Genomic DNA, 25,726 nt, shown 5'->3' on the forward strand with positions numbered 1-25,726 from the left:
AACAAAGCATAAATCTGACAGTTGTTACTAAGATACAATGGAATGGATCATGAATCGATTTGATAACAAGCATATTTTGATCATAGGCGGCACATCCGGCACAGGTTTGGCCATCGCCCGACAGTTGCAAGCGGAAGGCGCAAACGTAACGGTAGCCTCCCGAAAAACTTCTGATGCAATAGAAGCGCTAGGTATAGACCATCTGGAACTAGACGTGCTGGCTTTTGACCCGACTTTCACCAAAGACCTTTCCAACGAGCTGCACGGTTTGGTGTATTGCCCAGGCAGCATCAAGCTGAAGCCATTTGAGCGCATGAACCCAGAAGACTTCCGACAGGAGTACGAACTGAATGTGATGGGTGCGATCCAAAGTATAAAAGTCCTACTACCATTGCTCAGGAAACCGGATAGCGCCAGCATTGTACTTTTCAGCACAGTGGCCGCACAACTGGGCATGCCTTTTCACGCTTCCATTGCCTCGAGCAAAGCTGCCCTGGAGGGGTTGACTGTGTCGCTTGCGGCCGAATTTGCCAGTGCAGGTATACGCGTTAATGCCATTGCGCCCTCTCTCACTGCCACTCCCCTCTCGCAATCCTTGTTGAATACTCCGGAGAAAGTGGAAGCAGCTGACAAGCGCCACCCGCTGGGCCGCGTGGGCCAGCCAGAAGACTTGGCCAAGGCAGCCACCTATCTCCTCAGCGAGGATGCGAGTTGGACTACCGGGCAGGTGCTTCATGTGGATGGCGGCATGAGTACGCTCCGGATGCTATAAAAAAACAGCGCCACTACTAAGCAATGGCGCTGACACTGATAATAAACAACCTAAACTTTTATCTAAGGAGTATCCCTTCTGCTGTGTGTACTGTGCTTTAGTGCTTGCGGTGCCCTGGCTCGTAGATCAGTCGGAAGAAGGTACTCATGCGCTCCCGCTCTTTGGTAACCGGTATACCTGTCACGATGCCGATCATCAGCCCCTCGTTGATCACCAGTCGCATCTGTGGGCGAAGTACCATGTCCATGTGCCCGCTCTGGAGCTCCTTGTTCACTTCGATTCCCACAAAGTTGCGGGAGTTAGGGATCATGTAATGGGCACTGGTATTGACCTCGTAACTGGTTTCGAGTCCTCTATGGCCGAAGTGGTTGAACAGGCGCGGCCCCGTGTAGATGAGCGAATGAAAATTGCTGCCCCACTTTTTGGCTGCCACTACGAAGGGATTGAATAAAATTCCCTGCAACATATCATCGTTCCGGATCCGATCCAGATCTGTCAGCTCGAACTCCGTGATACCGCCCAGCGCCATGGAGGTCTTAAAGCGGTCGTTTACCAGAAAGGTATATTGGGCAGCCAGTTTCAGTGACTCAATACGGTCTGATGGACGGTTCACTTCCGGCCGACGATCTTTGCTATTGGTAGAATACATCGATAACGGCACTTCGATCTCCAGGCCTAGTCTGTCAATAGGCGCCCACTCATACTCCACCAAAAACTCGTAGCGGTCATAGCCCAGGTTGTCAGTCATACCCGCGCCGAGGTTCCACTCCTTCTCCCCTTTGTGTGCTCCCAGGTCCCGTATCAGGTCAATGTACAAGGGCTCCGCATGGTCCAGTTTAAGTGGTTTTTTGGATGACTGCCAGGTTGTATCAGGTATAGCCATTTCCTGCGCCATGCTGGCGGTGGAGATGGCTATAAAGAAGACAAGTGTGAAAAAAGATCGATTCATACGAGGTATTCTGAATGGCACGAAGGTAGGGTGCCCCTATTAAAGGCAAGTTAAAAGGGAATTAAATCTTGATTAAAGGGAAGCGATAGCGGCAAAGGCGCATGGTATTTCAGTCGGTTGTGTATCTTTGGCCTGATGTACCGCTACCTGCTTCACTTCTGGCTTTGTGTGCTGCTCCTGCTCCAACCCTTGCAGGGTATAGCCGCCGCATCTGACTCTACGGCCACTGCTGTGAACCAAGAAAGGCTGCTGGTTCTCGGAATCGGCTTTGGGGTGGGGTACACGGCCATGTTGGTATCCTTGAACAAAGCATGGTACAAAGATCAGGAGCGAACGAACTTCCACTTCTTCAACGACAATCGGCAATGGAAGCAGATGGACAAGGCCGGGCACTTCTGGGGTGCCTTCCACCAGAGCCGGGCAGGTATAGACCTGTTACGCTGGGCGGGCGTGCCCGATAAAAAAGCTATTTTATACGGTGGACTGACGGGCATCATTCTACAAACACCCATCGAGATCTTCGATGGTTTTCAGTCGGACTACGGCGCGTCGGTGGGCGATGCGATTGCCAACACGGTAGGCTCGGCCGCAGTCGTGGCGCAGGAACTGGCGTGGCGGAAGGTGCGCATCATGCCCAAATATTCTTTCCGGACGACCCGCTACGCTGCTGAACGTCCCAATGTGCTGGGCAGCACCCAGCCAGAGCAAATGCTCAAGGATTACAATGGTCAGACCTACTGGCTCTCGGTGAATTTGGGAGATTTTCTGAAAGAAGAGAGTCGCTACCCCAAGTGGCTAAGTATAGCGGTAGGTTATGGTGCCGAAGGGATGGTATACAACGACCCGGAACTGAATAAGGCACGCGGCTTCGATGCCCGCCGTCAGTTCTACCTCAGTCCCGACCTTAACCTGACGCACTTTAAGGGCCGCAGCAAAGTGCTCAACACCACGCTATACGTGCTCAGCATCATCAAAATCCCGGCACCCGCGCTGGAGTACAACCGCACGGACGGACTGCGTTTCCATCCGGTATACTTCTAAATCAGGTCGGTTATTCCGCTGTACAAATCGTATCTTTGTGTAAAATCAAGTTGTACTTACACACTAAAGTAAAGCCGGCAACGGCTTATACCTTGGCATAAAACACATAAGACTATGAACGTAGGAGATCGCGTACGCCTGATGTCAGGCCGGGAGGAAGGCATCATTACCCGCATACTAGATAACAACATTGTAGAAGTCGCCATTGACAACGATTTCACTATACCTGTTTCCAGAAGAGAGATTGTGTTGATTGCGCCGGAAGAGGCCAAGGCTTTCCGCAACACTGAGCCGGAGGCCTATGCCAAGCCAGCAGCCCGTAAGGAGCCAACTGCGCCGGTGTTAGCCGAGAAAGGCATTTACCTGGCTATGGTGCACCAGTCAGAGGAACTCTTAGCCGCCACGGTTGTGAACAATACCGATTACGATGTGCTTTTTACCTCAGGCGAAGAGCGCAACAACCAATACCGCGGATTGCAGAACGACAAACTGGCCCCAAAAGCGAGTCGTGTCGTAAGCCACTACCACATGAAGGACTTCGAGAAGTGGCCGACGTTGATCGTGCAGTTTCTGCAGCACCGCAACGGAGCTCCGAGTTTGTTTGAGCCGGTGACCAAGAAGGTACAATTTCGCGCCAACTCCTTTTACAAGAGCAAGAAAACCGCTCCTGTTCTTAACAAAGAAGCCTACCTTTTCCAGCTCGATACCAAACCAGTGGCTGTAGACACTGACAAGATAAAAGAGCAACTTTCTGAAAAGCCTGCTGCGCAGGAAAATATTAAAGTGCAGGCACCCGAGCATGAAGTAGACTTGCACATCGAGAAGCTGGTGGAAGATTACAGCAGTATGAGCAACAGCGCTATGTTGAAGCTGCAACTGGAGCGCTTCCAGGATGCATTAGATCGTGCCATGGCCGCCAACATGCATGAGATCATCTTCATCCACGGCTCCGGCAACGGCGTGCTCCGCAAGGAAATCCAGAAGATCCTGAGTCGCACCCACGGCATCCGCTTCTTCGAAGACGCCAAGAAAGAGAAATTTGGGTATGGCGCGACCTTGGTGAGACTCAGATAAATTGTTAAATTGTTGATGGTTAAAATGTTATTGGTTGCTCTTGCGCCTATTGATTTTACTGGTTAAGGGTCAAGTAGTCTTGCTCTGTCCAAGTTTGTCTTCTGGTAAAAGGAACCATAATCCCCTTTCAACAATTTAACAATTTAACCATCAACAATTAATCATACCTTTGCAGGTATAGAAAGCTTAACAGCAAGCCGTCTTATCGCTGCTCCCGCAAGGGAGGAGAGGAAAGTCCGGGCAACACAGAGCATCCTACTTCCTAACGGGAAGGGGCCTTCCGGGAGACGGGAAGGCTACAGCCAGTGCCACAGAAAATAACCGCCAGCCTCGTGCTGGTAAGGGTGAAAAGGTGCGGTAAGAGCGCACCAGCGGCTGGGTGACCAGTCCGGCTGGGTAAACCTTAGGAGTTGAAAGACCAAATAGGCTGACAGCGCCTCGCTTCGGCGGGGCTAAGGGCTGCTCGTCCGATGTCAGTGGGTAGGTCGATGGAGCCTGCGCGCGAGTGCAGGCCTAGATAAATGATAAGACGTTGGGCTTTGGTCTAACGACAGAACCCGGCTTACAGGCTTGCTGTTAAACTTTTTTCCTCACCTCTTTTGATAAGATCATTTCTTATATACTATTATTTCCGCTTTTACTAGCGTTGAAACTGATTTCGTAGATATAGCAACTTGACTCGTTTTATAGCTTGTTATAACTTGCCCTGGCCGGGCGGGCCTTACTTTTTTCCTTGATGAAAAAATAGAGGGCCCCTCCTCCCCCAACGCAAAATCGTCAGTTTTTGAACAGGGTAAATGCTTTCTGTTTAATTGCTCCTGTGCAAGTTTCTCTTGCTACACCTGCCAGTGGTTATTTGCTACTTGGATTATACCTGACACTGGTAATGGCTGAAGTCCCCCTTCGAAGGGGGCAGGGGGATGACAATCGTGCATATGAAACTGCAGCTAAGACGCCTATACCCAAGAATTGGCAGCAACAGACTCCCCGCCTTGGATAACGAGGGGCAGGGGGTGGTTGGATCCGGTCTAGCAAAGGAATTGCTTCAACTACTCAGCTCATACCTGTGATTTGGTAGTAGCAGAATATTCCCCTCTGGGGGTAGAGGCCCTCTATAAAGAGAGGGGCAGCGATGTGTTATAGCAACTGCCTGACCGCCGGGGGTAGGGGCCCTCTATATCGACCAAGATCCTCTCAGGATGACAGAAAGATTAAGTTATAGCAGAGTCCCCCTTTGAAGTCGAAGATCCCGGACTTGATTCGGGAGGAGTAGGTGCAGGTTAATCGTGCAAGAGAATCCTGACAATCCTTTAATCCCCAAAATCCTGATTCCGACAAGCACTTCTTCGTATCTTTGCACCCTCAAACGACACGATCATGACGGAATTGAAACTATACGACCCCTTCCCTAACATGCAGTTCAGCGACAAACACTGCTTTCTGTGCGGGGCACATACCGGACCTGAAAATCGAACGCCTGTTTTTGCTACGTGGCTGCAGGACAGGTATAAGCTGCAGGACAAGGAACTGCTTCTGCTTGATAAGAGCATCACCACATACGGCGAGCTTACCATTCCCTGCTGCGATCATTGCCATACCCAGCACGTCATTCCGCTGGAAAAAGAAATTGCTGCGGCGGCTGAGCAAGGTATAGCCGGATTGCAAGCGCTGGATCCAAAGAAGCTGTTTCAGTGGATCGGCAAGATGTATTACGGCACCCTGATCACAGAGCTCATCAAAGAGGCCGACCCACTGATCATGCCGCAGAACCCTGTGAGCGAAAACCCAAAAATGCTGGGCAAGTTCCGCGAATTCTTCAAGGTGCTGCAGTCCATGCGGGTACCTATGGAGTTCTCCGATTTCCTGCCGTGCTCGCTGTTTATGCTGGAAGTGAGCCCTACCGAGGATGAGTTGCCCTTTGAGTATCAGGATGAACTGACAACCATGGCCTTCAGCATCAAATTAGGTCCGGTGGTGCTCGTCTGTACGTTGCTTGACAATGGCATTATCGGGAAAGCGCTGGGCAAGTTCTACCGCCTCACGCAGGGGCAGCAACTACACCCAATTCAGGTAGCGGAATTTAAGGCACGGGTATTCTATGCGGCCTATATTTTTAGCGTGATACCCGAATATTTTGAGCGGCCACTCAAACCAGAAGATACGCATATCACCCTCGACACCATCATAGACGATGTCACAAACGAGGTCTTCAACCCTTGGGAAATGACGGCCTATGCGCACATGCTGGAGGAAATGCTCAAGCCTTGGGATATTCGTGAAAAAGAGATACTGGCTGAACCAAACAACCCGATCAGCTTTCTGCTCGATGATCAGAACAACTTCAAACCAATGGACCGCTATCAAAAGCTGAACTAGGTATTTCTATTTTATTGCTGAAATCAAAAAAAGAGCTCCCAGGTATTTACCTGAGAGCTCTTTTTTTGATGCTGTATACCTGAACAAACTATTGCTCTATCACAAAGCTAACATTGACAGTAGACGTGACAATCACTTCGCCTCCTGCAATAGACGGACCGCCACCCTGGGCCATTTCCATGTCCATCGACATTTTGGCGTAACCCGTGCGTGGCGATCCATTGGAAGTATGCTCACTGATGGAGTATACTTTGCCTACTTTGGCTCCCAACTCCGATGTCAGGGCATTGGCTTTTTGCTTGGCATCTGCTATAGCTTTTTTACGGGCCTCGGCGCGGTGCTTCTCCATGTCTGATACTCTGAAGTAGATGTTATCAATGCGGTTCACGCCATTGTCATACAAGCCGGACAGCAGTTCATCGAACTTGTTGATTTTTCGGATCACAATGGTCATTGTTTTTTGAGCCATGTAAAACTCAGGCTGTGCTTTTCCAAACTCTGTGCCGGCGTAGATAGGTTGCAGGTTGACGAAAGAGGTCTGGATATCTTTAGCATCGACGCCCTGCTTGCGCAAATAGGCAATAATAGCGGCCGCTTGCTTATCGGTCTGCTTTTGGGCCTGGTCCAGGGTCTTCTCGCGCGTTTCCACACCCAGGCTGATCACGACTTCATTCGGTTCAAGCTTTACCTCCCCTATTCCGTTTACGCTGATGAGCGGGGGCAAAATTTGTTGCTGGGCCAGGGCAGGTAACGCAACTGCCAACAAAAACATCAGGGCGATAAAGGATACTTTTTTCATAATTTCGGTCAAAAGAGTTTAAACGTATTGGTAAATATAGCGTCTTGCTATATAGGCTCCAATTGCAAAGGCCGTACCACAAATGAGCGAGCACAAAAAAACCCTTCACAATTGGGTGAAGGGTTTCTGTTTTTTGTAGACTATTATTAGGCTTCGAAGTCGAAGTCTTGGTCAGCCACATATTTAGCAACCAGCACGGCACCCAGCGTTACAGCACCTGCCGTCAGGATAAGCTGCGTTGTACTCATGCGGCGGGCGCCCTGCAGCACCAGTTTCCCTACATCGTGTAGCAGCTCCGGCAATTTGTCGTGCTTACCCTGAAACACATGCATAGCCGATTCTACCGTTTTAGACATGTCGTGTGGCTGCATCAACTTGAGAGCGCTTGGTTCCTTCTTACCCTGGTTTTGTCCGCTATTGCTGGCATTCTGGTTGCTCTTGTTATCGTTTTCCATAGTTATTTTCGGTTTCGTTTAGGTATTAATTTCAAGTGGTTTTCTTATACGGCATTATGAGCATCAGGATATAGCCTAACCCTGTGCTTGGCCTCCATACTTGGTGATCATCTCGTTCATGCGCTGCATGAGGCTGTCAGCGTTAATCATCATGCTGGCCGGAAAGCCCACCGACAGGTCGTTGATTTCGAGTGATTTTGCATCAGGATCGTAGTTGAAGTTCGCATTGACTCCTTTTTCGTTGATGCGGCCGCTATTGCCCTGCAAGTTCATGCCGTAGGTCTGCAGTTTACTTTTGAGTTCGTTGTAAGCTTCAGGCGTTACGCCCGTATAGAATGCTCTTTTAGACATAGTATTTATTATTTTACAGATGAAGGTATAACGGCACAAGATAAGACGAAGTTTACAAAAACGCTTTGGTTAGTCATTTGCATCCTTTGTCCCCTGAGGTTCGAGGGTTGAGACAGCGTAGCAAGGCTTATTTCTCGAAAATAATTTTGCTTCCTGTAAATCAGCTTGTATATTTGCACCCGCAATACAGTAGCACGGCCCGTTCGTCTAGGGGTTAGGACTCCAGATTTTCATTCTGGCAACAGGGGTTCGATTCCCCTACGGGCTACCAAAGCCGCTTCAGATTTAACTGGAGCGGCTTTTTAATTTTCCTAGGTTACTATTCGAACATTTCTCTCTTCTCCCTTTAGCTAAACACCAGTGCAGTCTTGCCTAATTTACCGACCTGAACATCATCGCACCATTGCCAACTGTAGCAATGGTGCGGTATTGAAGGCTTAAATTTGCTCAACAAAATCTAAAAAGACTTTTTTATGCAGTTCCAGATCCATATCAGGAGATAGGGCTACACGGGCAATGTAATCTTTGTCGTCTTCTTTCGTCGTCCCCTGAGTGGATGTGGCTGGTATCGTCCAATAACATCCTTTCAACTGCCCATAGCTCACACAATACTTGCTTTCTTGGGGAATCTCTTCGATCATTAAATTGATCAACTTTAAATTCAACGCTCTTTTATAGGCTTCCCTTTCTTCATAAGTCTCCCCTTTCGTAGGAAGATCCAGTGAAAACACGGATGGCGTAAACCCTTCCTGCGCTAGTTCTTCGGAAACAAAATTGATTTTCGCCGCTGGTAAAACCTCTTTGATAAAATTTACATATGCTCGTGTGTTCTTATAAGCATCTGCAATTCGTTGATTCATGGAAGGCAGTTGCTCTGCCAGTATCTCCATCTGAAGATCGGTAGCCTCGTTGTCGCAAAGCCTTAAGTGCTTTTCTATTTTTTCGAGTGAAGCTTCTGCTTTTGTATTTGCTACACAGTAGCCAGCAGTAACTTTTCCGCCACTCGGAAATTTAGAACCGCTCACATAGGATATGGTCCTGACCGTGGAGAGGATCCCGTCTTCACATGCGAATTGTACATTCGGGCAAAATGTCTGATCTAAGATGAAAACCGGATCAATCGCAACTTCACCGGCCGCTGTCTTACGCTCTTTACTTAAAACATCTCTTAGTTTTACAAGATTCGGAACTTCAACCCTTGGGTTCGTTGGAATCTCAGCGATGATGTAAGGCACAGCATCCTGGCTGGCAATTTCATCTAGCACGGCATCAATGCTTTGAACCATGTCATGGTCCCCATCAACGAGTAAGTCCACTACTTCAACATTATCCAGACAAGCAGCTACCCGTCTGGCCTGGTCGTTTGTACCACCATAGCAATTGGGAGGTACAATAAATTTGATAGCTTTCCCATTATGTTTTTCCAGTGCCTCGTGCACTAGCCCCATCATGATCGCATACTGCATAGACAGCCCGGATGAAGCAACCAGCGGCTTTGTATTTGTACCCGTAATTTTTCTGATTGACGCTAAGACACTTGTTTTGTTCCTCTCGACGTCACGCTGTTCATGGTCGGAAGAGGCTTTTCCTGTCAGCTGCTGCAAAGCAGCAAAACAATTGGCCGGGGTCATGGCAATTGTCTCTCTTCTTCGCACATGCTGAATTTCTGAGATATAGCGCTCGTTTTGTTCACCATTTACCAATAAGATACTTCCAAATTGAGAATGGACCTGGACAAAGAAGTCAATATTCGGGTTGAGGTCAACTTTACCAATTTCATCTTCTTGTGAAACGAAAATGGTACTGCCGTTAAACTCAGAAACCTCTTCTACTTTCTCGACCTGCTTTATGTCAAACTTATAACCGTAAACACGCTCTAGCACTTCAGCATCGAAAGCATCCGGTAACGCACCGGTATAAACGATTTGAGTGTGCTTATGATCCAGCAGGTTTTTTCTCAGAACTGCTAAAATGGGGGCCGTTCTGGAAGAAAAACTAATGACATTCTCCGGTTTTAGATTGTTTAACTTAGCAATAGCCCATTCCAGTACGGAAGATAGTGGATGGCCCAACCGAATATAGTCGAAAGCAGTGGGTAGTGCATTGAGTGCTGATGTTTCAGTATTGCTGTCTCTAAACAGATTTTCAAACTGATCTAAGAATTGGGTTTTGGCTAATTGTTCATTATAAATATCCAGGCGATGGGTCGTTAGCTTCAACCAGTCAGCTGGCATATTTTCTACAACATCTTGTATATAATGAAGCACTTTATTTCCTTCCATAATTTTTATCTTGAGATAAGCTTATATAATACAAAGTAGTAGAAAATTTAATTTCCTGCCTAGTTTTAAAATGGTGGATAAGATGCTAAACCACCACTACCATTTATTCAGTAGATTTCTACATCAAAGGAAGGTACCGCGCATAATCTTCTCGAAAGACCACCACTAGTTACTGTAACATCTCAATAGTCACCAGGTTTCTTATACCTGATACAATCATATCTATGCCGATGGCGCCCAGAAAAAAGCCATTGATGCGTAGTAGCAGCTCCATGTTCTTATCGAAAGCGACCTGTACTTTTTTGGAGCGCATACCCCGGCGTATATTTTTCAGGCCCATGATAGTGGCAAAGTTGATCAGCATGATGCTAACCAGCGAAAGCACTCCCTGCCACAGCACCAGTTGCTCTGACATCAGCACAGTGAGCGATATGGTACCCGCACCTACCATAAAGGGCAAAGCAATCTCTGAGGCCAGATCATGGAGATCGCCTTTTATCTGGATGAAGGCTTTCTTGCCCTGCACGATAAACATATAGGCAAAGGAGAACAGCACGATACCCCCGAATATCCGGAAAGACTCAAAATCGATGCGGAACACCTTTTGAAACACCAGGTCGCCCAGCAGCAGAAAGACAAGGTATATGCCAAAGGAAATGCTGCTGGCCTTAATAAAGACAGATCGGAAGTCTTCATCCGACAGATCTTTCATGATGGGCTTCAGGTATAGGAAAAGCGCAAAGGGGTTGAGCATTACTAAAAAACTAACGATTGCTGTAATCATAAATATCAGGTCTGGTTAAGGGTGCCTTTAACTACGCAGCCTGTTGCAGGTAGATTAAAAAAAGCAGGTGAAGCTATGTTAACGCTTCACCTGCTTTGGTATTACGGAGAGATAGTTATAACCTAACTCACCACGCCAGATCAAGTTACATTACCTTACCACAACAATTCGTCGGGTGTATACCTTATCCTTTGCAGTCACTAAGACTATGTATACCCCGGTTGGAAGCGACTCCAGATTAAGCTGCAGTTGGTTCGCGCCGCCTTTCTTTGAAAGCACTATGCCTCCCAGGCTGTTCACTAGTTCAACAGTGTCGATGTGCTTGTCGAAGCTGATGAGCAGGTAAACGCTCGCCGGATTCGGATAGACTGAAAAAAAGCCCTTTCATATCAAAGTAGCGGTTTTGGGTGTGATAATTTATCCCCTTCGGTTTAAACTTTTGCGTTTGATGGTAGAAGGTAGTCTTTCCACCAAAGCTGAACATAGTAATATTATAATTCCAAAATGCAGCATCTATTATGTATTACTCAAACTCAACTGCTTTAACATTATCCTGCATCACCCAATCAATAAGTAAGTTTTTTGGATCTATACCTGCGCGGGAAGGCTTGTGCGGAACAGTTATTGTGATGGTCTGTTGTCCGGCGCGTATGCGATGCTTCTGCAGATAAAGCGGTTTCTCAACTACTTTGTCAGCTTTGGATTGAGGAAAGATACCAACTTCAATCCAGTCATTAAAGGGCAAGGCAGTCTCTACACCTATACTGTCTACCACAAATTTTCGCGCTTGTACGTTGAGCGTCACTTGCCAGGCTCCTGCTCTGGTTTGCTTTGCCGTTACCTGTTTTGTCTCCAGTTCCCAGAAAGTGTTCTTCTCAAAGAAATCATGAAGCAGAGGTTGTAGCGAGTCTGGCGCTGCCATCCTGAGTTCTTGGTAAAGATCTAGTGATGTAGGAAACGGTGGTGTTCCTGCCGCGTGCTTCTTCAACAAACTTCTCAGCGCGCCATTCACCCTGTCCATGCCCATATAGTTGCTCAAAGCATACAGCACCATAGGGCCTTTGCGGTAGTTGTGGTACCAGTCGGTGGCTTGGAGCAGTGGTACTGACGCCTTGGTGCGTGGGGTTTCATACTCTTCCCGCAAAAAACTCAGCAGTTTCTCTAGATGCTCAGGGCCATAATGTTGCTCCATAACCCCCATGGCCGAATACCATGCCAAGCTTTCAGAAAGCAATCCTGCCCCCTCAACCAAGGCCGGGTCTACTTGATTGCCCCACCACTGATGCGCTACTTCATGGGCTACCACCGCCGTCACCAAATCAAAGCCCCGTTCATCTTTTTTAGGGTTCAAGAGGAAAAACCCCTCCTGAGCGGTAATATTGATGGGGGCTGCGTGATTTCCAAATCCATATCCAGGGTACGACACAAACCGAATCTGACGGTGCGGGTATGGACCGAACTGCTGGGTGTAATACTCCAACGAGGCCTGAATACTCCGTGCCATGCGCTCCAGGTTCTCTGTTTGGCCTGGGTCATAGTAAATTTCGATTACTACATCCTTCCACCGCTTTTCATGCAACGCATACTTGGCTGAGAAGAAGTTGTATTCATGTTTGATGGGAGCATCCGTTACATAATGGAAGTATTTTCGGTTGCCTTTTGTCCAGGTCCTGCGCAAGGTTCCTGGCCCTACCACGGTTTGATCACCATTCGTTCCAACGACCACATCCACAGAGACACGCTCAGCAAAAGGGGCAGTTAGACGCGCCTTTTCATCATAGAGAGAAGAAGTCATGGGCCGAGGCGAAAGTCCATACTTGCTTCTGGAACCGGCCTCATCTAGCTCACGGTAATCCTGATAGCCAATGGCGGGCAACCATTCATAATTCCGGAAGTTGGTACTATTGGCCATTACAGAGGCGTCTGCTCCGCTGTTCGCAAATCCGAGAGCCTTAGAATGCACCTCAAAGCTTAGTCGTAACGAGTCTCCGGGCTTTAATGGTGTGCGCAGGGCATACATATGGTGTCTCAATTTCTCATCGGCTAAAAGTCTGGCTGCTGGTCGATCAAAAGCAACCTTGGAGGTCTGCACGCCCGGTGTAGTCGCCAAGTGGATTGAGTCAATGGCGACGTTTGTATTGTTTACCAAAAAGTAAGTGGCACGAATGTCTACCTCCCGCTGCTCAGGATAAATCTCCACGTGTAATTTGGTCTTAGTCAGGAGCGGTTGAGGCCTGTCTTTATATTGCCGGTAGCGCTTTTCATATTCCGCCCGTTCTTCTAAGGTTTTAGAGGCAGAGGTGTAGTCATTGAGAACATTGGTGTTATAGAAAATGAAGCTGCCCAATGTGAGGACGAGAAAGGCTGAGACAATGGTCACCAAGGCGGTGGAACGGGTAAAGCGCCCTCGTGCTAACTGGAGACGTGACCCTACACTTCCTTCCCTGCTCCGTACCCAGAGCAGTTTTGCTGCCACGGCCACCAGTAGCGCCCATGCCACCCAATAAAACTTAAACCACAGCCACGGCGCGAGGGAAACGCCATAGCCCACCATGTCTGTGTACGACCATTTCGGGCTGGCACCATAGACAAGAAGCTTGTGCTCCACGCCTAGGTTAGGGGCAAAGAGGATGAATCCATAGACTAACAGTGCCACCAAATGGGCCACGAATTTCTGATTCACCAGCACGTGCACAAAGAGTGCCAGCAAAGCAAACAGGAGGCAATCCACCAACTGTAATCCAAAGAAACCTTGCAGGTAAAGCCCTATCTCAGGACTGCCGCCTCTGCCAATCTGCGCGACGATTGCGGCCGTCATCAGGAAGACCAGCCACCCCACTAATACCAGACTAAGCGCCAAGAATTTGCTCAGGAAAAGTACCCACTCCGGCACTGGTGTTGCATGTGCAATCTCACTCAGGCCAGTTTCCCGTTCCCGCCACACCAGTTCCCCGGCGTAGTAAACAGTCAGCAGGGCAATAACCATGTAGAAGAAATCAATCTCTGTAATAGACGCCGTCAGGATATTAAGGAGATGGTCCGTTTTAGGTAATAGGGGGACGCCTTTGGCCTTCAGGTTTCCCTCAAGTGCAATGGATGCCATCAAGGCGATGGCAGCTAAAAGGGGAAGTCCGGTAAAGCTTTTACCAATCTGCAGAAAGTCTTTCCATGTGAGGAGGCGCAACTGGCGTAAGTGGGTGGCCAAGCCGAACATCCCTGTGATTTGTGGCAATGCTTTCCCCAGTCCTCCGTTGCCCCACTTCAGGTCTGCCTTCGTTGTTTCAGGTTGTATGGCTTGCTTTCGATTTTGACCTGTTTCCGGTAAAATGAACCGAAAACGGAAATAGGTAAGCACCAGCATTCCGCTCGCGATGCAAAGCCAAAGGAGGCGGTTCAGAAGCAGAGTTCCTTCCAACTCGAGCAGGCGCGTGTTCTTTTCCAGCGGGCTCCATTCATTCGACAACTGGCTCTGGATTAGGGTAAAGCCCACTGGGTCTATTAGATTTCCCCATTCCCCCTTGTTTTGCAACACTTGACCCAAAATGAACGCTGCCACAAAGAGGAGGGCTCCGCCCAGGTAGCTTGCCATGGCCCGCCGGGTTAGCGCCGCCAGCGAGAACTGGATAGCCGTCACAATAAACGTGTTGGGCAGAATGATGTAGAAAAAGGTAGTCAAATAGGTGGCCAACCTAAATGGCCCCAAAATATCAGGTTCTACACCCGTAAGGTATAGGCCAATCAGGATACCCAGCGGAATGCCGAGCAGGATGATGAAATTGAGGAAGAAAGCGGCTAAAAACCTGCCTCCCAGGTATTCTACTTTGCTGGCGGGAGCAGTGTAAGTTAGCGAGAACATTCGTGTCTCCACATCGCGGGCCGCCGCATCCCCCGCTACAGACGCGCCTATTAAAAGCCACGCAACACTGCATAAAACCGTGACGGCCCCAATCACGATGGGCGCATTAAACAAGAAATAACCATCCCGCGCGTCATGGATGTAATTCCCTATCATCCATAGAAAAGCAAGGACTAATTGGACCAGGAAGTAAAGCCAGGTAGGAACGCTGCGTAACCCATAGGTGAACTCCAGGTGAAGAATCTTCCGGAACTTCATAGTTGCACCTCCTCCTTCACTTTTTGCGGTTGCCCATAATTGCCCGTCATGGTAGAAAAGTACACGTCTTCCAGGTCCGGCAGCGCCAGATCAAATCCATTCCCCGGATTCTCTTCGCTATAGATGTGAACCATGGTTCGCCCGCTCAGGAGCTTGGCAGAAATGACCTGATGCTCCTGTTCCAGGGCAGGCAGATTACTTTTATCAGTTAGTTTTCGCCAGATCCTGCCTTCCAGTTCAGCCACAGCCTGTTGGGTGTTTGCCTGTAGCAGTATCTGTCCCTTGTTGATGATGGCCATGTTGGTGCACAGCTCGGATACATCTTCCACAATGTGGGTAGACAGAAGCACCACGCTGTTCTCGCCTACTTCACTTAAAAGGTTCAGGAAACGCACGCGTTCTGCTGGGTCCAGTCCGGCCGTCGGCTCGTCTACAATCAGTAGCTTAGGATTGCCCAAAAGTGCCACGGCCACCCCGAAGCGTTGCTTCATGCCGCCTGAGAATCCCCCCAGCTTTTGTTTGCGCTTGTCCCAGAGATTGGTTTGTTTGAGTAAACTCTCCGTTACTTCTTTGCGTGATGCGCGCTGAGTGATACCCTTTAGTACTGCAAAGTAATCCAGCATTTCTTCTGCACTCACTTTTGGGTATACCCCGAACTCCTGTGGCAGATACCCCAGCGTCTGCCGCACCTCCTCCTTCTGGCGCACCACATCAATGTCGCCCAGGTGTATGCTTCCTTCATCGGGTTCCTGCAAGGTGGCCAGCGTGCGCATAAGTGTAGATTTCCCGGCACCGTTAGGGCCTAGCAGACCGTACATACCTCGGGGAATGTCCAGGGTAACATTGCTCAATGCGTGTACGCCATTGGCGTAGGTTTTCGAGACATTGCGGATGGTCAGGCTGATCTGGGGATTTTCCATAATTCTGTTTTTACATTTAATCTTTATTTGAAGAAAGCGAAACACCAATTCAGAGCATTTCCCTCATTTTCAGGATAAAGGAAGTTTTACCAGAACGGAAAGCAAAAAGCGATATGCTACCTCAGTAAAGTAATCGACCAATGGCTGATTTGCTTCCCTCAAAGTACTTGCGGCCTTGATTAACCATTTCGTAGATTAAGATCAGGCAACGGTCGAGTAGGCAGTAAGAGAATGGCAGGATAAAATATCTTTGTTTTATGAATCGAATCAAAAAGGTATTCACGCGGATCCACATTGGTCTCTGGATCCTGTTCAGCCTGCTGATAGCTTTACAACTAAGCCAGGATACTGCCCACTGGCTTCACTTAACCGTGGCAGTTATGCTGACAGCTCTGTATGTGTTTTATAGCCATTTCCTTCTCCTGACTCGGTACTTAGGGAAAAATAAGAAGCGTGCTTATTTCCTTAGGCTGGCAGGAATCGTGCTGACTGGTCCTGCTCTTTATATCCTTTTACATTACAGAAAGCTGGATACGAATGACCTTTTATCTGAGTACTATCTTATTTCCCTATTCTCAATAATAATCCCCTTTATCTTTCTAAGTTGGCTGGCCAGAATCACAGAGAACCTGGTGCTTAACACCATCAAGAAAGAGCAGCTAGAGAAACAAGCCGTGGAGGCAGAGCTCTATTACCTGAAATCACAGATCAATCCCCATTTTCTATTCAATACCCTCAATAACATCCACACCCTAGTATACAAACAGGCGCCGGCAGCACCGGAAGCCGTGATGCGCTTGTCTTCGCTAATGCGCTACATGATCTATGAATCCAATGCTCCCACAGTACCGCTTTCAAGGGAAATGATTTACCTGCAGGATTATGTAGGTCTGCAGCAGCTCAGGTATAAGAAATCCCCCGTAGTAGATCTTGAGATAACTGGAGATACTGAGTCCTGCCACATTGCTCCGCTGCTGTTCATACACCTCCTGGAGAATGCCTATAAACACAGTCCCGCAAGACTGGAGCCAGGTGCTATAAAAGTGATTGTAGAGATAATAGAAAATACGCTTACCTTCAGTATACAGAACCCGATCGGGAAACATCAAAATAACATGCTGGAAGAACCGGGCGGCATTGGTCTGCCTAATGTAAAGAAAAGGTTAGCTTTATTGTATCCGGACCAGCATCAACTTGAAATAAACAACACGGGCGAGATATTTACAGTTACTCTAAAGATTCACAGTCTTCATTCACTGGTTCATGAAAGGGAAGCTCAGCTGCTATATAATTGATGACGAGCATCTGGCTCAGGAAATACTGGAAGAATATGTAGCGAAGGTGCCTTTCCTGGAGCTGAAAGGCACCTTTATCAGCCCTCTTGAGGCCGCTGCCCAGCTGGATGAAGATAAGCCCGACCTGCTTTTCCTCGACATCAACATGCCTGACCTGGATGGACTAAGCTTTATCCCGATGCTGAACCCAAAGCCGATGATTATCCTGACGACAGCTTACGATCAGTATGCCCTAAAAGCCTTTGAACTGGAAGTGAAGGATTACCTGGTAAAACCGTTTTCATTTGAAAGATTCTACAAAGGGGTACTGCGCCTGTACCAGGAACAGGGTAACCGCCAATTACCGGAAAGGACGGAAGTTAGAGCAGATTCGAAACATGAGCCAGTATACCTGTTCCTGAAAGTGGGCCACCGTATCCAGAAAATTGCAACCCGTGATATTCTATTTGTTGAGGGAATGAAAGACTACCTGCGAATACATACGGCCAAGGAAAAGATCATGACGCTGCTAAGCTTTGCGAAACTGGAGGAGCTACTACCCACTCAGGATTTTGCCCGTGTACACCGTTCTTTTGTGGTAGCCATTGACAAGATAGACCACATTGAAAAGAACAGGATCAGAATTGCAGATCAGATCATCCCGATCAGTGATACCTATAGTGATAGCTTTTACAAAAAATTAAGAGGTCTGATCTAAATACAACCTGGTTGTGATGCTCCAATACCCTCTCATTAAGGGTTAATATTCCTTATTTGGAGGTATGAAAAGTATAAGTCTCACAATAAATATTTTGAAGCCGTTTTAAAGTAACTCCGTTACATGTTTGCTAGTGTTCAGGTTCTCGGTCACAATCTGGCCATCAAACAGATTAACTATGCGGTGCGCATACTCTGCATCGGAAGGCGAGTGAGTCACCATCACAACGGTGGTACCTTGTTCATTTAATTCGGAAAGCAGCGCCATCACTTCACGGCCATGCACCGAATCCAAGTTACCTGTTGGTTCATCGGCAAGTATAAGGCTTGGATTGGATACCGTGGCACGTGCAATAGCTACGCGTTGCTGCTGACCGCCTGATAATTGTTGAGGGAAGTGCGCACGGCGATGCGCTATACCCATGCGTTCCATGGCTTCTGTTACACGTCGCTCTGTTTCAGATTTGGAGACTCCCAGGTATGCCAAAGGCAAGCCAATATTTTCTTCCACAGTAAGCTCATCAATCAGGTTAAAGCTTTGGAAAACGAAGCCCAGGTTCTGTTTTCTGATTATAGCTCTTTGGCGCTCACTTGCTTCGGCAATCTCCTGACCTGAGAACCGCAAGCTACCAAATGTGGGGTTATCCAATAGACCGAGTATATTTAACAAAGTGGATTTGCCACAACCCGATGGCCCCATAATAGCAACAAACTCCCCTTTTGCAATTCGCAGATTAACACCCGCAAGGGCAGTCGTTTCCACCGTATCCGTCACATACTTCTTCTGAAGATTCTCAGTCTCAATGATTAGTTCTTTGTTGCTCATGTTGGTGGGTTATTTAATGTTGATATTAATTTCTTAGTCTTATTTCGTATTAATCTTGAAGGTTAGAACTGGTCTTCAATCTTTTAGCGTGAGTAATTTCATGCATCATCCATCCTTTTCTATCTAATCAATTCAAGCCGGTCAATGTCACCGTAGCTTTCATAAGAGGACAGCACCACGTTTTCGCCAGGTTGCAAGCCATCTATTACCTCATAGTACTGCGGGTTCTGTCGTCCAAGCTTAATAGGCCGCTTCACGGCAAACTCTCCGGATTTATCTACCACAAATATCCAATTGCCGCCCGTGCTTTGATAGAAACCTCCACGCGGTATTAGTACTGCCCTTGCTCCATCGTTCAGATTGAGTTTTAGCTGAAGGGTCTGTCCGCGGCGTATACCTTCGGGGGCACCATTCATAAATTCCATATCTACTCTGAATTTATTGTTCTGGACCTCTGGAAACAGCTTCGCCACTTTAACCTGATGTGATTTACCATTAAAATCGAAAGTGCCTGTCAAGCCGGGGAAAATGCGTGAAATGTAGTGCTGGTCGACGCTGGCATTTATTTTATACCCATCCAGGTCATCTATCTGGCCTATGTTCTCCCCCGGTGATTTTGACTCTCCCACTTCTGCTCTTAAGGTAGAAAGCTGTCCGGCAATCGGAGCGACCACATAGAGGTTATTGAGGGTACCTCTGGCCATGTTAATATTTGCCGTCATTCTCCTGATGGACTCATCCAGCTGTCGCAGGCGCTCTTTCATTAATTGCGTATCCTGTTTTACAGAGCGGTCTGCCAGCGCGCGTCGCTTGCTTTGATACTCGTACAGGTCCTTGGATGCCTCATACTCTTCCTGCGAAATTACTTTCTCAGCAATCAGAAGCTTATTTCTGTTGTAGGTTCTTTCTGCAAGGGATAAGTTGTATTCAATCTCAGCTAGTTCGTTCTGCTTCCGGATCAAATCCTGCTTCATAGAGATTTCAGAATTCTGGCGCTCGTTCATCAGGTCGTAAAGCTGGGTTTCGCGCGTCATGAAATCTATCTGCAGGGTAGTGTTAGATAATTTCAGGATTGTATCGCCTTTCTCTACCATTCGACCATCATCAGTATAAATTTTCTCTACACGGCCGCCTTCTGTTATGTCAAGGAAAAAAGACTTGAGTGGTTCTACTGTTCCGTCAATAGCAATAAACTCCTGAAACAAGCCATTTTGTGTCGTTCCGATGGTAACACGGCTGGTATCTACATTTAATTTTGATGTTTGATCTGCAAAGAGCAGGTTGTAGAGCACGATGACCAATACAAGGGCAGCACCAGCTAGCAGGGCAATTTTTTTAGGTGTGGGTTTCTTTTTCTCTAGAACGCGGTCCATGGTATAAGGCTTGGTTAATCCTGTTGGTTCTGCTCTGCCAATTAATATGCCACAACAATCAAATAACTGATTACCAATTAATTAAACACAAATATAGTAAATACTGATAGGTATAGTGTGCGTTACCGTACAGTCAAGTGTCTGCTACCGCACAGCTGCGTCATACAATCTTAATATCAGGGAAGAAGGTTAGCCTATACCTAGTCTACCCGCAGATTCCTCACCGGATCTGAAGTTGCCGCTTTTATGGCCTGAACACTGATGGTCACAAATGCCAGCAGGGCTGCCACAAATCCGGCTACCAGGAATATCCAGACAGGTATATCAATCCGGTATGCAAAATCCTGCAACCATTTCTGCATAGCATACCAAGCGATTGGAAAGGCAATGAGTGCGGCCACAACAACCAGCTTCAGAAAATCCTTCGATAGCAACATAACGATGGACGTCGTTTCAGCGCCAAGTACCTTACGGATGCCTATTTCTTTCTTGCGGCGCTCTGCAGCATAGGCAGCCAAACCAAACAGACCCAGGCAGGCAACAAAAATGGCGATGGCAGTAAAAATGGTCAGCAGTGATTTCAGCTTATCTTCTGCTTTATACATTTTCTCAAAGTTATCATCCATGAAAATGTATTCCATAGGGTAATCAGGCGAGAATTTATCCCATACACTTTTGACATGCTCGATAGAACCGGCTACATCTTCAGCATTAATTTTTACGGCTACTTTCACATAAGCTCCAGGGTATATTTGCAGAACAGTTGGATCTACTTTATCATATAAACTCTTAAAATGAAAGTCTTTTACAACACCGATTATTTTTCCTTCCCTTAAAGAATCCTGGTTATCCCAGGTTGGCCACAGCAGTGTTTGACCTAGCGCATTTTCCGGCATTTCGTAGCCTAGTTCTCTCACAGCCGTTTCGTTTATCATAAAGGCGTGATCAGCATCCGTTTTAAAGTCCTTTGAGAAAGGCCTTCCGGCTACCACTTTTACATCCAGTGTGTTTATATAGTTGAAGTCGACCATCAACAGCGTCGTAGCGTGCCGGACCTGTTCTCCATTTCGGGGCACAATAACGCCATCACCTGCCGTCGCATCACCCGGGAAACCATAGCCCATCGAAACGTCCTTTATACCTGCCCCTCTCAGTAACTCGCTTTTAAACGTTTCATGGTTAGCGAACATATTATCTCCCCTCATCTGGAAAAACATGATCTGCTCCCTGTTAAAGCCCAAGTCTTTGTTGTGCAGGTATCCTACCTGTTTGTAAACGACACTGGCACTTATGATCAGGAAGATAGATAGGGCAAACTGTACCACAATTAACCCATGTCGCAACCATTGTATTTTCCCTACTTTACTGTCTACCACAACGGCGCTCTTTAATACCTTTACTGGTTTAAAACCAGACAAAATCACAGCTGGATAAAGCCCCGCCAGAATACCAACCACCAGTGTCAGGCCAATCAACAGTAAAAGCAAGGCTGGATTCGTGAAAACGTTGAAGTCCATTTCCTTACCAGTAAAGGCATTTAGGGAAGGCAGAAGCAGGGAAGTAAGTGCAGCAGAAAAAATGACACTGATAAGTGTTAAGAGCACTGTTTCGCTGAGGAACTGTAACATCAACTGGCTTCTGCTGGCACCTATGGCTTTTCGCACACCCACTTCTTTGGCGCGCTGCAAAGACTTGGCCGTTGCCAGGTTCACAAAATTAAAGCAGGCAATAAGTAAGATAAATATGGCGATGACACTCAGTGCCTTCACATAAGTTATGTTCCCCTTAATCGATTGATCATACTTAAAACCTGAGGAATACAGGTATACCTCGTTCAGGGGCTGTAGGAACGGCAAGTATTTAAACGGCTGATTCTTATCCTCATCAATCTGTTTTCCTACTATACTCCTGAATTTTGCCTGGGCCGATTCTGGATCAGCTCCCTTTTTCAGTTTTACATAAGTATAAAACTGCTGCCATCCCCAGGATTTCATACGCTCGGCGGGTAGCTCCGCTGCTGCCATCGGAAGCACAAAGTTGACAGGCAAATGGAATCTCTCGGTAGTACTAAAAACACCCCTTACAATGAAAGGCTGCTTGTCTAAAGACACCTTCCTGCCGACAGGATCTATGTCTCCGAATACCCGCTCAGAAAACTCATCTGAAATAACAACGGAAGAAGGATCTGTTAAGGCTTTTTCGGGAGAGCCGTACTTGAAAGGAAGCTGAAATATCTCGAAAAATTCAGGATCGGCGAAGAAGCGTCCTTTTTCATAAATACTCTTCTCCCCAACCTCTACCAGGTTGTTTGCATCAAATTGCAGCATAAGTATGCGTACAACTTTATCTACTTCCGGTATACTCTCCTTTAGGGTGGTTCCGAACATGGGGGGAACAGGCGCTAAAATAGAACCTGCTTCCTGGGCTGAAATATCATTGTACACGCGGTATACGCGCTCCCCTTCAGGAAGAAATTTATCGTATTGCAGTTCATCGTGTACAAACAGTCCGATCAGCAAACATGCAGTTAAACCCAACGCCAGCCCGGCAATGTTAATGATGGTAAAGCCCTTGTGGCGGAACAGGTTCCTATAAGCGGTTTTGAAATAATTTCTGAACATACCTTGATGACTTAACTGTTCTTGAGTTCTATTATAGTTTTATTCACGCTGTCCTAAGACAAGCTCAGGTAATCAGAACAAATGCCAAAACCACATATACCTAATAATCAACGTATTAATAATAAAAATTAAAACGACATGGTGCAAAACCGTGCGATGAGTGTGCGATAACGCACATATCGAAACCGGTTAAATGAGAATACTGCTTCTAAATCAGCTTCTTGTATTAATGGCATAATTGTAGTTTATTCCGTTGCTATATACTCTCGCTTATGCAATTAAAGAAGGCTTCTATTCTGGTGGTCGATGATGACACTGATGTGCTAACCGCTGTCCGGCTATTGCTACGGCCACAGGTAAAGGAAATTGTCACTGAAAAAAACCCTGAACATATTCCTTCGCTCCTAAAGGAAAAATCATTCGACCTTATCCTGCTGGACATGAACTTCGTCAGTTCCATCAACACAGGCAACGAAGGTCTATTCTGGCTAAAAAAGATAAAAGAGCTGAAGCCTGACACCGCAGTCATTATGATAACTGCTTACGGCGACATAGACCTGGCTATACGCTCCCTGAAAGAAGGTGCCTTTGACTTTGTAGTTAAACCATGGCTCAATGAGAAACTGATCGGTACCATTCAGGCAGCAATTTCTGGTAAAGCTAAAGAAACTAAAACCACTGGTTTTGCGCCCTCTTCTACTGTGCCTGCCTTCGATTTACTAGGCGAATCCGAAGCAATGCAGGCGATCTTTGTCAAGATCAGAAAAATAGCGCCAACAGATGCCAATATCTTGATACTGGGTGAGAACGGCACAGGCAAAGAACTGGTGGCCAAGGCCATACACCAACACTCGCTACGTGCTGACAAGCCTTTTGTAAAAGTGGATGTAGGGGCACTGACAGAATCACTTTTTGAATCGGAACTGTTCGGACATAAAAAAGGCGCTTTCACGGATGCAAAAGAAGATCGGGCGGGCAGGTTTGAAACTGCCAAAGGCGGTACGATCTTTCTGGATGAAATAGGCAACATATCCCTGCACCAGCAGTCTAAACTACTCAGTGTGCTGCAGAACAGGCAGGTGATACGGGTGGGCACCAATGAGCCGATCGATATAGACGTTCGCTTGCTTTGCGCAACCAATATGTCGCTGACGGATTTGGCGAATAACGCACATTTCCGAAAAGATCTGATCTATCGGATTAACACAGTGGAAATAACAATTCCGCCGCTCCGCAAGCGAGGGAATGACATTATTCTGCTGGCAAAGCATTTTATGAAAGTGTATGCCGGGAAATACATGAAACCAACGCTTGAGCTGTCTAAACCAGCACAGGAAAAGCTGCTGCGCTACCATTACCCGGGCAACGTGCGGGAGCTGCAGTATGCCATTGAACGGGCCGTGATTATGGCGGACAGCGAATTACTATCAGCAGAAGACATTCTTTTCTCACCGATAGAAACCGCACCTGCTACTGAGGCTACTGTAGTGGAAACAAACCTGGAAGAACTGGAAAAGACCACTATCAACCTCGTGCTGGAGCGGCATGGCGGTAACATGACGAAAGCCGCTAAAGAATTGGGTATAACGCGCACCGCTCTCTACCGCCGACTGAATAAGTATGAGCTTTAACAATTTTGAATCAAGGCTTTCCCTACGGGTAGCACTCCTGCTGATTACCCTCAGTCTTCCGGCTTTTCTACTTATAAAGCAGTGGACAGAAGCACTTGTTTTTATACTTCCTGTTATCATTTTCCAGGTATATGAACTGATTCAGTTTCACAAACGGGCACAGGCTGAATTTCAGCAATTCATACAATCCATCCATTACCGCGATTTTTCTATTTTCTTCGATGAGAAACACGCCTCTTCAGATTTGAAAATACTCAGACATGGGTTTAATGAGATTAACTCTACTTTCAAAACCATCAGCCATGAAAAACAAACACAGTATCAGAACCTGCAGAAAATAACCGAGCTAATAGACACCGGCATTATGACGTATGCGCTCGATAGCGGTGATATTTTGCTGATGAACGAATCCCTTAAGAATTTGCTTCATGTGCCTCACATGAAGTCGGTGCATGCGCTTGAGAAAAGGGATCTGGGCTTATACCTGGAAGTGCAGCAATTGCAACCCGGACAGACCAAAATAGCCACTGCTCATACAGCTCAAAGAGATAAAAGAACTATAAAAGTGCTCCTATCTGCCGCTACCTTCCAGAATGAGGGGATACAGTATAAATTGGTAGCTTTTCAGAATATTAATGAAGCCCTGGACGAAACAGAATCGCAGGCGTGGCAAAAGCTTCTGAACGTGATGACGCATGAAATCATGAATTCAGTAGCACCAATATCTTCACTGGCTGATACCCTGAAAAACCGGTTGCAGCATTCTATTACCACCGGTATAAACCAGGATGACGTGGAAGACCTGGAGATAGGTATAAGCACGATTAAACGAAGAAGTGAGGGCCTGCTAAGGTTCGCTGAAACGTACAGGAACCTGAATAAAATAACCACCCTGAATTTAGACAAGGTATATATTCGGGAGCTGTTCTCTAACCTCTCCCGGTTAATGCAACCGACTCTCGCTCAAAAAAACATTAGTTTGGAAATCAATTTGAAAGATCAGGATTTAACCCTTCAGGCAGACCCTAACTTGTTGGACCAGGCGCTGATAAATCTAGTTGTAAATGCTATCGATGCTGTAAAAGACAGTATGGATCCTGTGATAACTTTATCTGCTTTGAAGGCCTCAAATGGAAAAGTTGTGATAAGGGTATCCGATAACGGAAAAGGCATGTCAGAGGAAGTTCAGGAGAAAATTTTTATTCCTTTCTTCAGTACCCGAAAACAAGGTAGCGGCATCGGCCTTAGCCTGTGCAGAGGGTGTAATGTCAACTGTGTCAAGGTTAATTGAGTATTACCTTTAACACAGAAAAACATGGAAGAAAACACCGGCTTGGATCTGGACAAGATCAAGCGCCAGTTCCTGG

At 47.0% G+C, this 25,726-nt stretch carries 19 protein-coding genes, 1 tRNA gene, 1 other RNA gene and 1 pseudogene; 10 read left to right on the forward strand and 12 right to left on the reverse strand.

Annotated features, from left to right (window positions below; all coding sequences use genetic code 11):
- Window positions 1–49: 49 nt before the first annotated feature.
- Entirely contained in the window at window positions 50–772 is a 723-nt protein-coding gene (locus tag C8E01_RS16675) for an SDR family NAD(P)-dependent oxidoreductase (protein WP_116544620.1), read from the forward strand.
- A gap of 97 nt (window positions 773–869) precedes the next feature.
- On the opposite strand, the gene C8E01_RS16680 is transcribed toward C8E01_RS16675, so the two are convergent.
- The gene (locus C8E01_RS16680; RefSeq protein WP_116544599.1) at window positions 870–1,721 is read right to left on the reverse strand and encodes an HAEPLYID family protein; all 852 of its coding nucleotides are present in this window, start codon (window positions 1,719–1,721) and stop codon (window positions 870–872) included.
- A gap of 135 nt (window positions 1,722–1,856) precedes the next feature.
- Between C8E01_RS16680 and C8E01_RS16685 the strand changes: the two genes are divergently transcribed.
- From C8E01_RS16685 to C8E01_RS16700, 4 genes are all read left to right on the forward strand, one after another.
- The gene (locus C8E01_RS16685; RefSeq protein ID WP_243409644.1) at window positions 1,857–2,762 is read left to right on the forward strand and encodes a DUF2279 domain-containing protein; all 906 of its coding nucleotides are present in this window, start codon (window positions 1,857–1,859) and stop codon (window positions 2,760–2,762) included.
- A gap of 114 nt (window positions 2,763–2,876) precedes the next feature.
- Window positions 2,877–3,836 (forward strand): DUF2027 domain-containing protein, encoded by a 960-nt coding sequence (locus C8E01_RS16690; protein WP_116544600.1) that lies wholly within the window; start codon window positions 2,877–2,879, stop codon window positions 3,834–3,836.
- 189 nt (window positions 3,837–4,025) lie between these two features.
- Window positions 4,026–4,417, forward strand: an RNA gene (gene rnpB / locus C8E01_RS16695) — RNase P RNA component class A.
- 796 nt (window positions 4,418–5,213) lie between these two features.
- Complete coding sequence (locus tag C8E01_RS16700; RefSeq protein WP_243409646.1) at window positions 5,214–6,212, forward strand: hypothetical protein; 999 nt, start codon at window positions 5,214–5,216, stop codon at window positions 6,210–6,212.
- Window positions 6,213–6,300: 88 nt separating this feature from the next.
- Here C8E01_RS16700 and C8E01_RS16705 read toward each other — a convergent pair whose 3' ends face one another.
- The 3 genes from C8E01_RS16705 to C8E01_RS16715 form a co-directional block, all read right to left on the reverse strand.
- Window positions 6,301–7,011: an SIMPL domain-containing protein gene (locus C8E01_RS16705; RefSeq protein ID WP_116544601.1), complete on the reverse strand. Its 711-nt coding sequence runs from the start codon at window positions 7,009–7,011 to the stop codon at window positions 6,301–6,303.
- A 146-nt stretch (window positions 7,012–7,157) separates the two neighbouring features.
- Window positions 7,158–7,466, reverse strand: a complete 309-nt coding sequence (locus C8E01_RS16710) for a hypothetical protein (protein ID WP_116544602.1) — start codon at window positions 7,464–7,466, stop codon at window positions 7,158–7,160.
- Window positions 7,467–7,541: 75 nt separating this feature from the next.
- Complete coding sequence (locus tag C8E01_RS16715) at window positions 7,542–7,817, reverse strand: hypothetical protein (RefSeq protein WP_116544603.1); 276 nt, start codon at window positions 7,815–7,817, stop codon at window positions 7,542–7,544.
- A gap of 196 nt (window positions 7,818–8,013) precedes the next feature.
- Between C8E01_RS16715 and C8E01_RS16720 the strand changes: the two genes are divergently transcribed.
- Window positions 8,014–8,088, forward strand: a tRNA-Glu gene (locus tag C8E01_RS16720).
- Between the two features lie 166 nt (window positions 8,089–8,254).
- Here C8E01_RS16720 and C8E01_RS16725 read toward each other — a convergent pair.
- From C8E01_RS16725 to C8E01_RS16745, 5 genes and pseudogenes are all read right to left on the reverse strand, one after another.
- A complete protein-coding gene (locus tag C8E01_RS16725) occupies window positions 8,255–10,099 on the reverse strand; it encodes a PLP-dependent aminotransferase family protein (RefSeq protein ID WP_116544604.1) in 1,845 nt (614 codons plus the stop codon).
- 169 nt (window positions 10,100–10,268) lie between these two features.
- Complete coding sequence (locus tag C8E01_RS16730; protein ID WP_116544605.1) at window positions 10,269–10,883, reverse strand: MarC family protein; 615 nt, start codon at window positions 10,881–10,883, stop codon at window positions 10,269–10,271.
- Window positions 10,884–11,033: 150 nt separating this feature from the next.
- Window positions 11,034–11,240, reverse strand: a pseudogene (locus tag C8E01_RS22180) (T9SS type A sorting domain-containing protein); the annotation flags it as partial.
- Between the two features lie 166 nt (window positions 11,241–11,406).
- Window positions 11,407–14,997: an ABC transporter permease/M1 family aminopeptidase gene (locus tag C8E01_RS16740; RefSeq protein ID WP_116544607.1), complete on the reverse strand. Its 3,591-nt coding sequence runs from the start codon at window positions 14,995–14,997 to the stop codon at window positions 11,407–11,409.
- Window positions 14,994–15,917, reverse strand: a complete 924-nt coding sequence (locus tag C8E01_RS16745) for an ABC transporter ATP-binding protein (protein ID WP_116544608.1) — start codon at window positions 15,915–15,917, stop codon at window positions 14,994–14,996. The genes C8E01_RS16740 and C8E01_RS16745 overlap by 4 nt, the downstream gene beginning before the upstream one ends.
- A gap of 257 nt (window positions 15,918–16,174) precedes the next feature.
- Here C8E01_RS16745 and C8E01_RS16750 point away from each other — a divergent pair, with 257 nt between their 5' ends.
- Window positions 16,175–17,212, forward strand: coding sequence for a sensor histidine kinase (locus tag C8E01_RS16750; protein ID WP_116544609.1), 1,038 nt, complete (start codon window positions 16,175–16,177; stop codon window positions 17,210–17,212).
- Window positions 17,181–17,909, forward strand: a complete 729-nt coding sequence (locus tag C8E01_RS16755; RefSeq protein ID WP_116544610.1) for a LytR/AlgR family response regulator transcription factor — start codon at window positions 17,181–17,183, stop codon at window positions 17,907–17,909. The genes C8E01_RS16750 and C8E01_RS16755 overlap by 32 nt, the downstream gene beginning before the upstream one ends.
- A gap of 105 nt (window positions 17,910–18,014) precedes the next feature.
- Here C8E01_RS16755 and C8E01_RS16760 read toward each other — a convergent pair whose 3' ends face one another.
- The 3 genes from C8E01_RS16760 to C8E01_RS16770 all read right to left on the reverse strand — a co-directional run bounded on the left by C8E01_RS16760 (window position 18,015) and on the right by C8E01_RS16770 (window position 22,728).
- Entirely contained in the window at window positions 18,015–18,734 is a 720-nt protein-coding gene (locus C8E01_RS16760; protein ID WP_116544611.1) for an ABC transporter ATP-binding protein, read from the reverse strand.
- Between the two features lie 119 nt (window positions 18,735–18,853).
- Window positions 18,854–20,107 carry an efflux RND transporter periplasmic adaptor subunit gene (locus tag C8E01_RS16765; protein ID WP_116544612.1) on the reverse strand — a complete coding sequence of 418 codons (1,254 nt, stop codon included), beginning with the start codon at window positions 20,105–20,107 and terminating at the stop codon, window positions 18,854–18,856.
- A 200-nt stretch (window positions 20,108–20,307) separates the two neighbouring features.
- On the reverse strand, window positions 20,308–22,728 hold the full coding sequence (locus C8E01_RS16770) for an ABC transporter permease (RefSeq protein ID WP_116544613.1): 2,421 nt from the start codon (window positions 22,726–22,728) through the stop codon (window positions 20,308–20,310).
- Window positions 22,729–23,000: 272 nt separating this feature from the next.
- Between C8E01_RS16770 and C8E01_RS16775 the strand changes: the two genes are divergently transcribed.
- Together C8E01_RS16775 and C8E01_RS16780 are read left to right on the forward strand one after the other, a co-directional pair.
- A complete protein-coding gene (locus C8E01_RS16775; RefSeq protein WP_116544614.1) occupies window positions 23,001–24,359 on the forward strand; it encodes a sigma-54-dependent transcriptional regulator in 1,359 nt (452 codons plus the stop codon).
- Window positions 24,349–25,650: a sensor histidine kinase gene (locus C8E01_RS16780; RefSeq protein WP_116544615.1), complete on the forward strand. Its 1,302-nt coding sequence runs from the start codon at window positions 24,349–24,351 to the stop codon at window positions 25,648–25,650. Before C8E01_RS16775 ends, C8E01_RS16780 begins: the two co-directional genes overlap by 11 nt.
- The last annotated feature ends 76 nt before the right edge of the window (window positions 25,651–25,726 follow it).

This window comes from Pontibacter virosus (assembly GCF_003096355.1).
GTDB classification, from domain to species: Bacteria; Bacteroidota; Bacteroidia; order Cytophagales; family Hymenobacteraceae; genus Pontibacter; species Pontibacter virosus.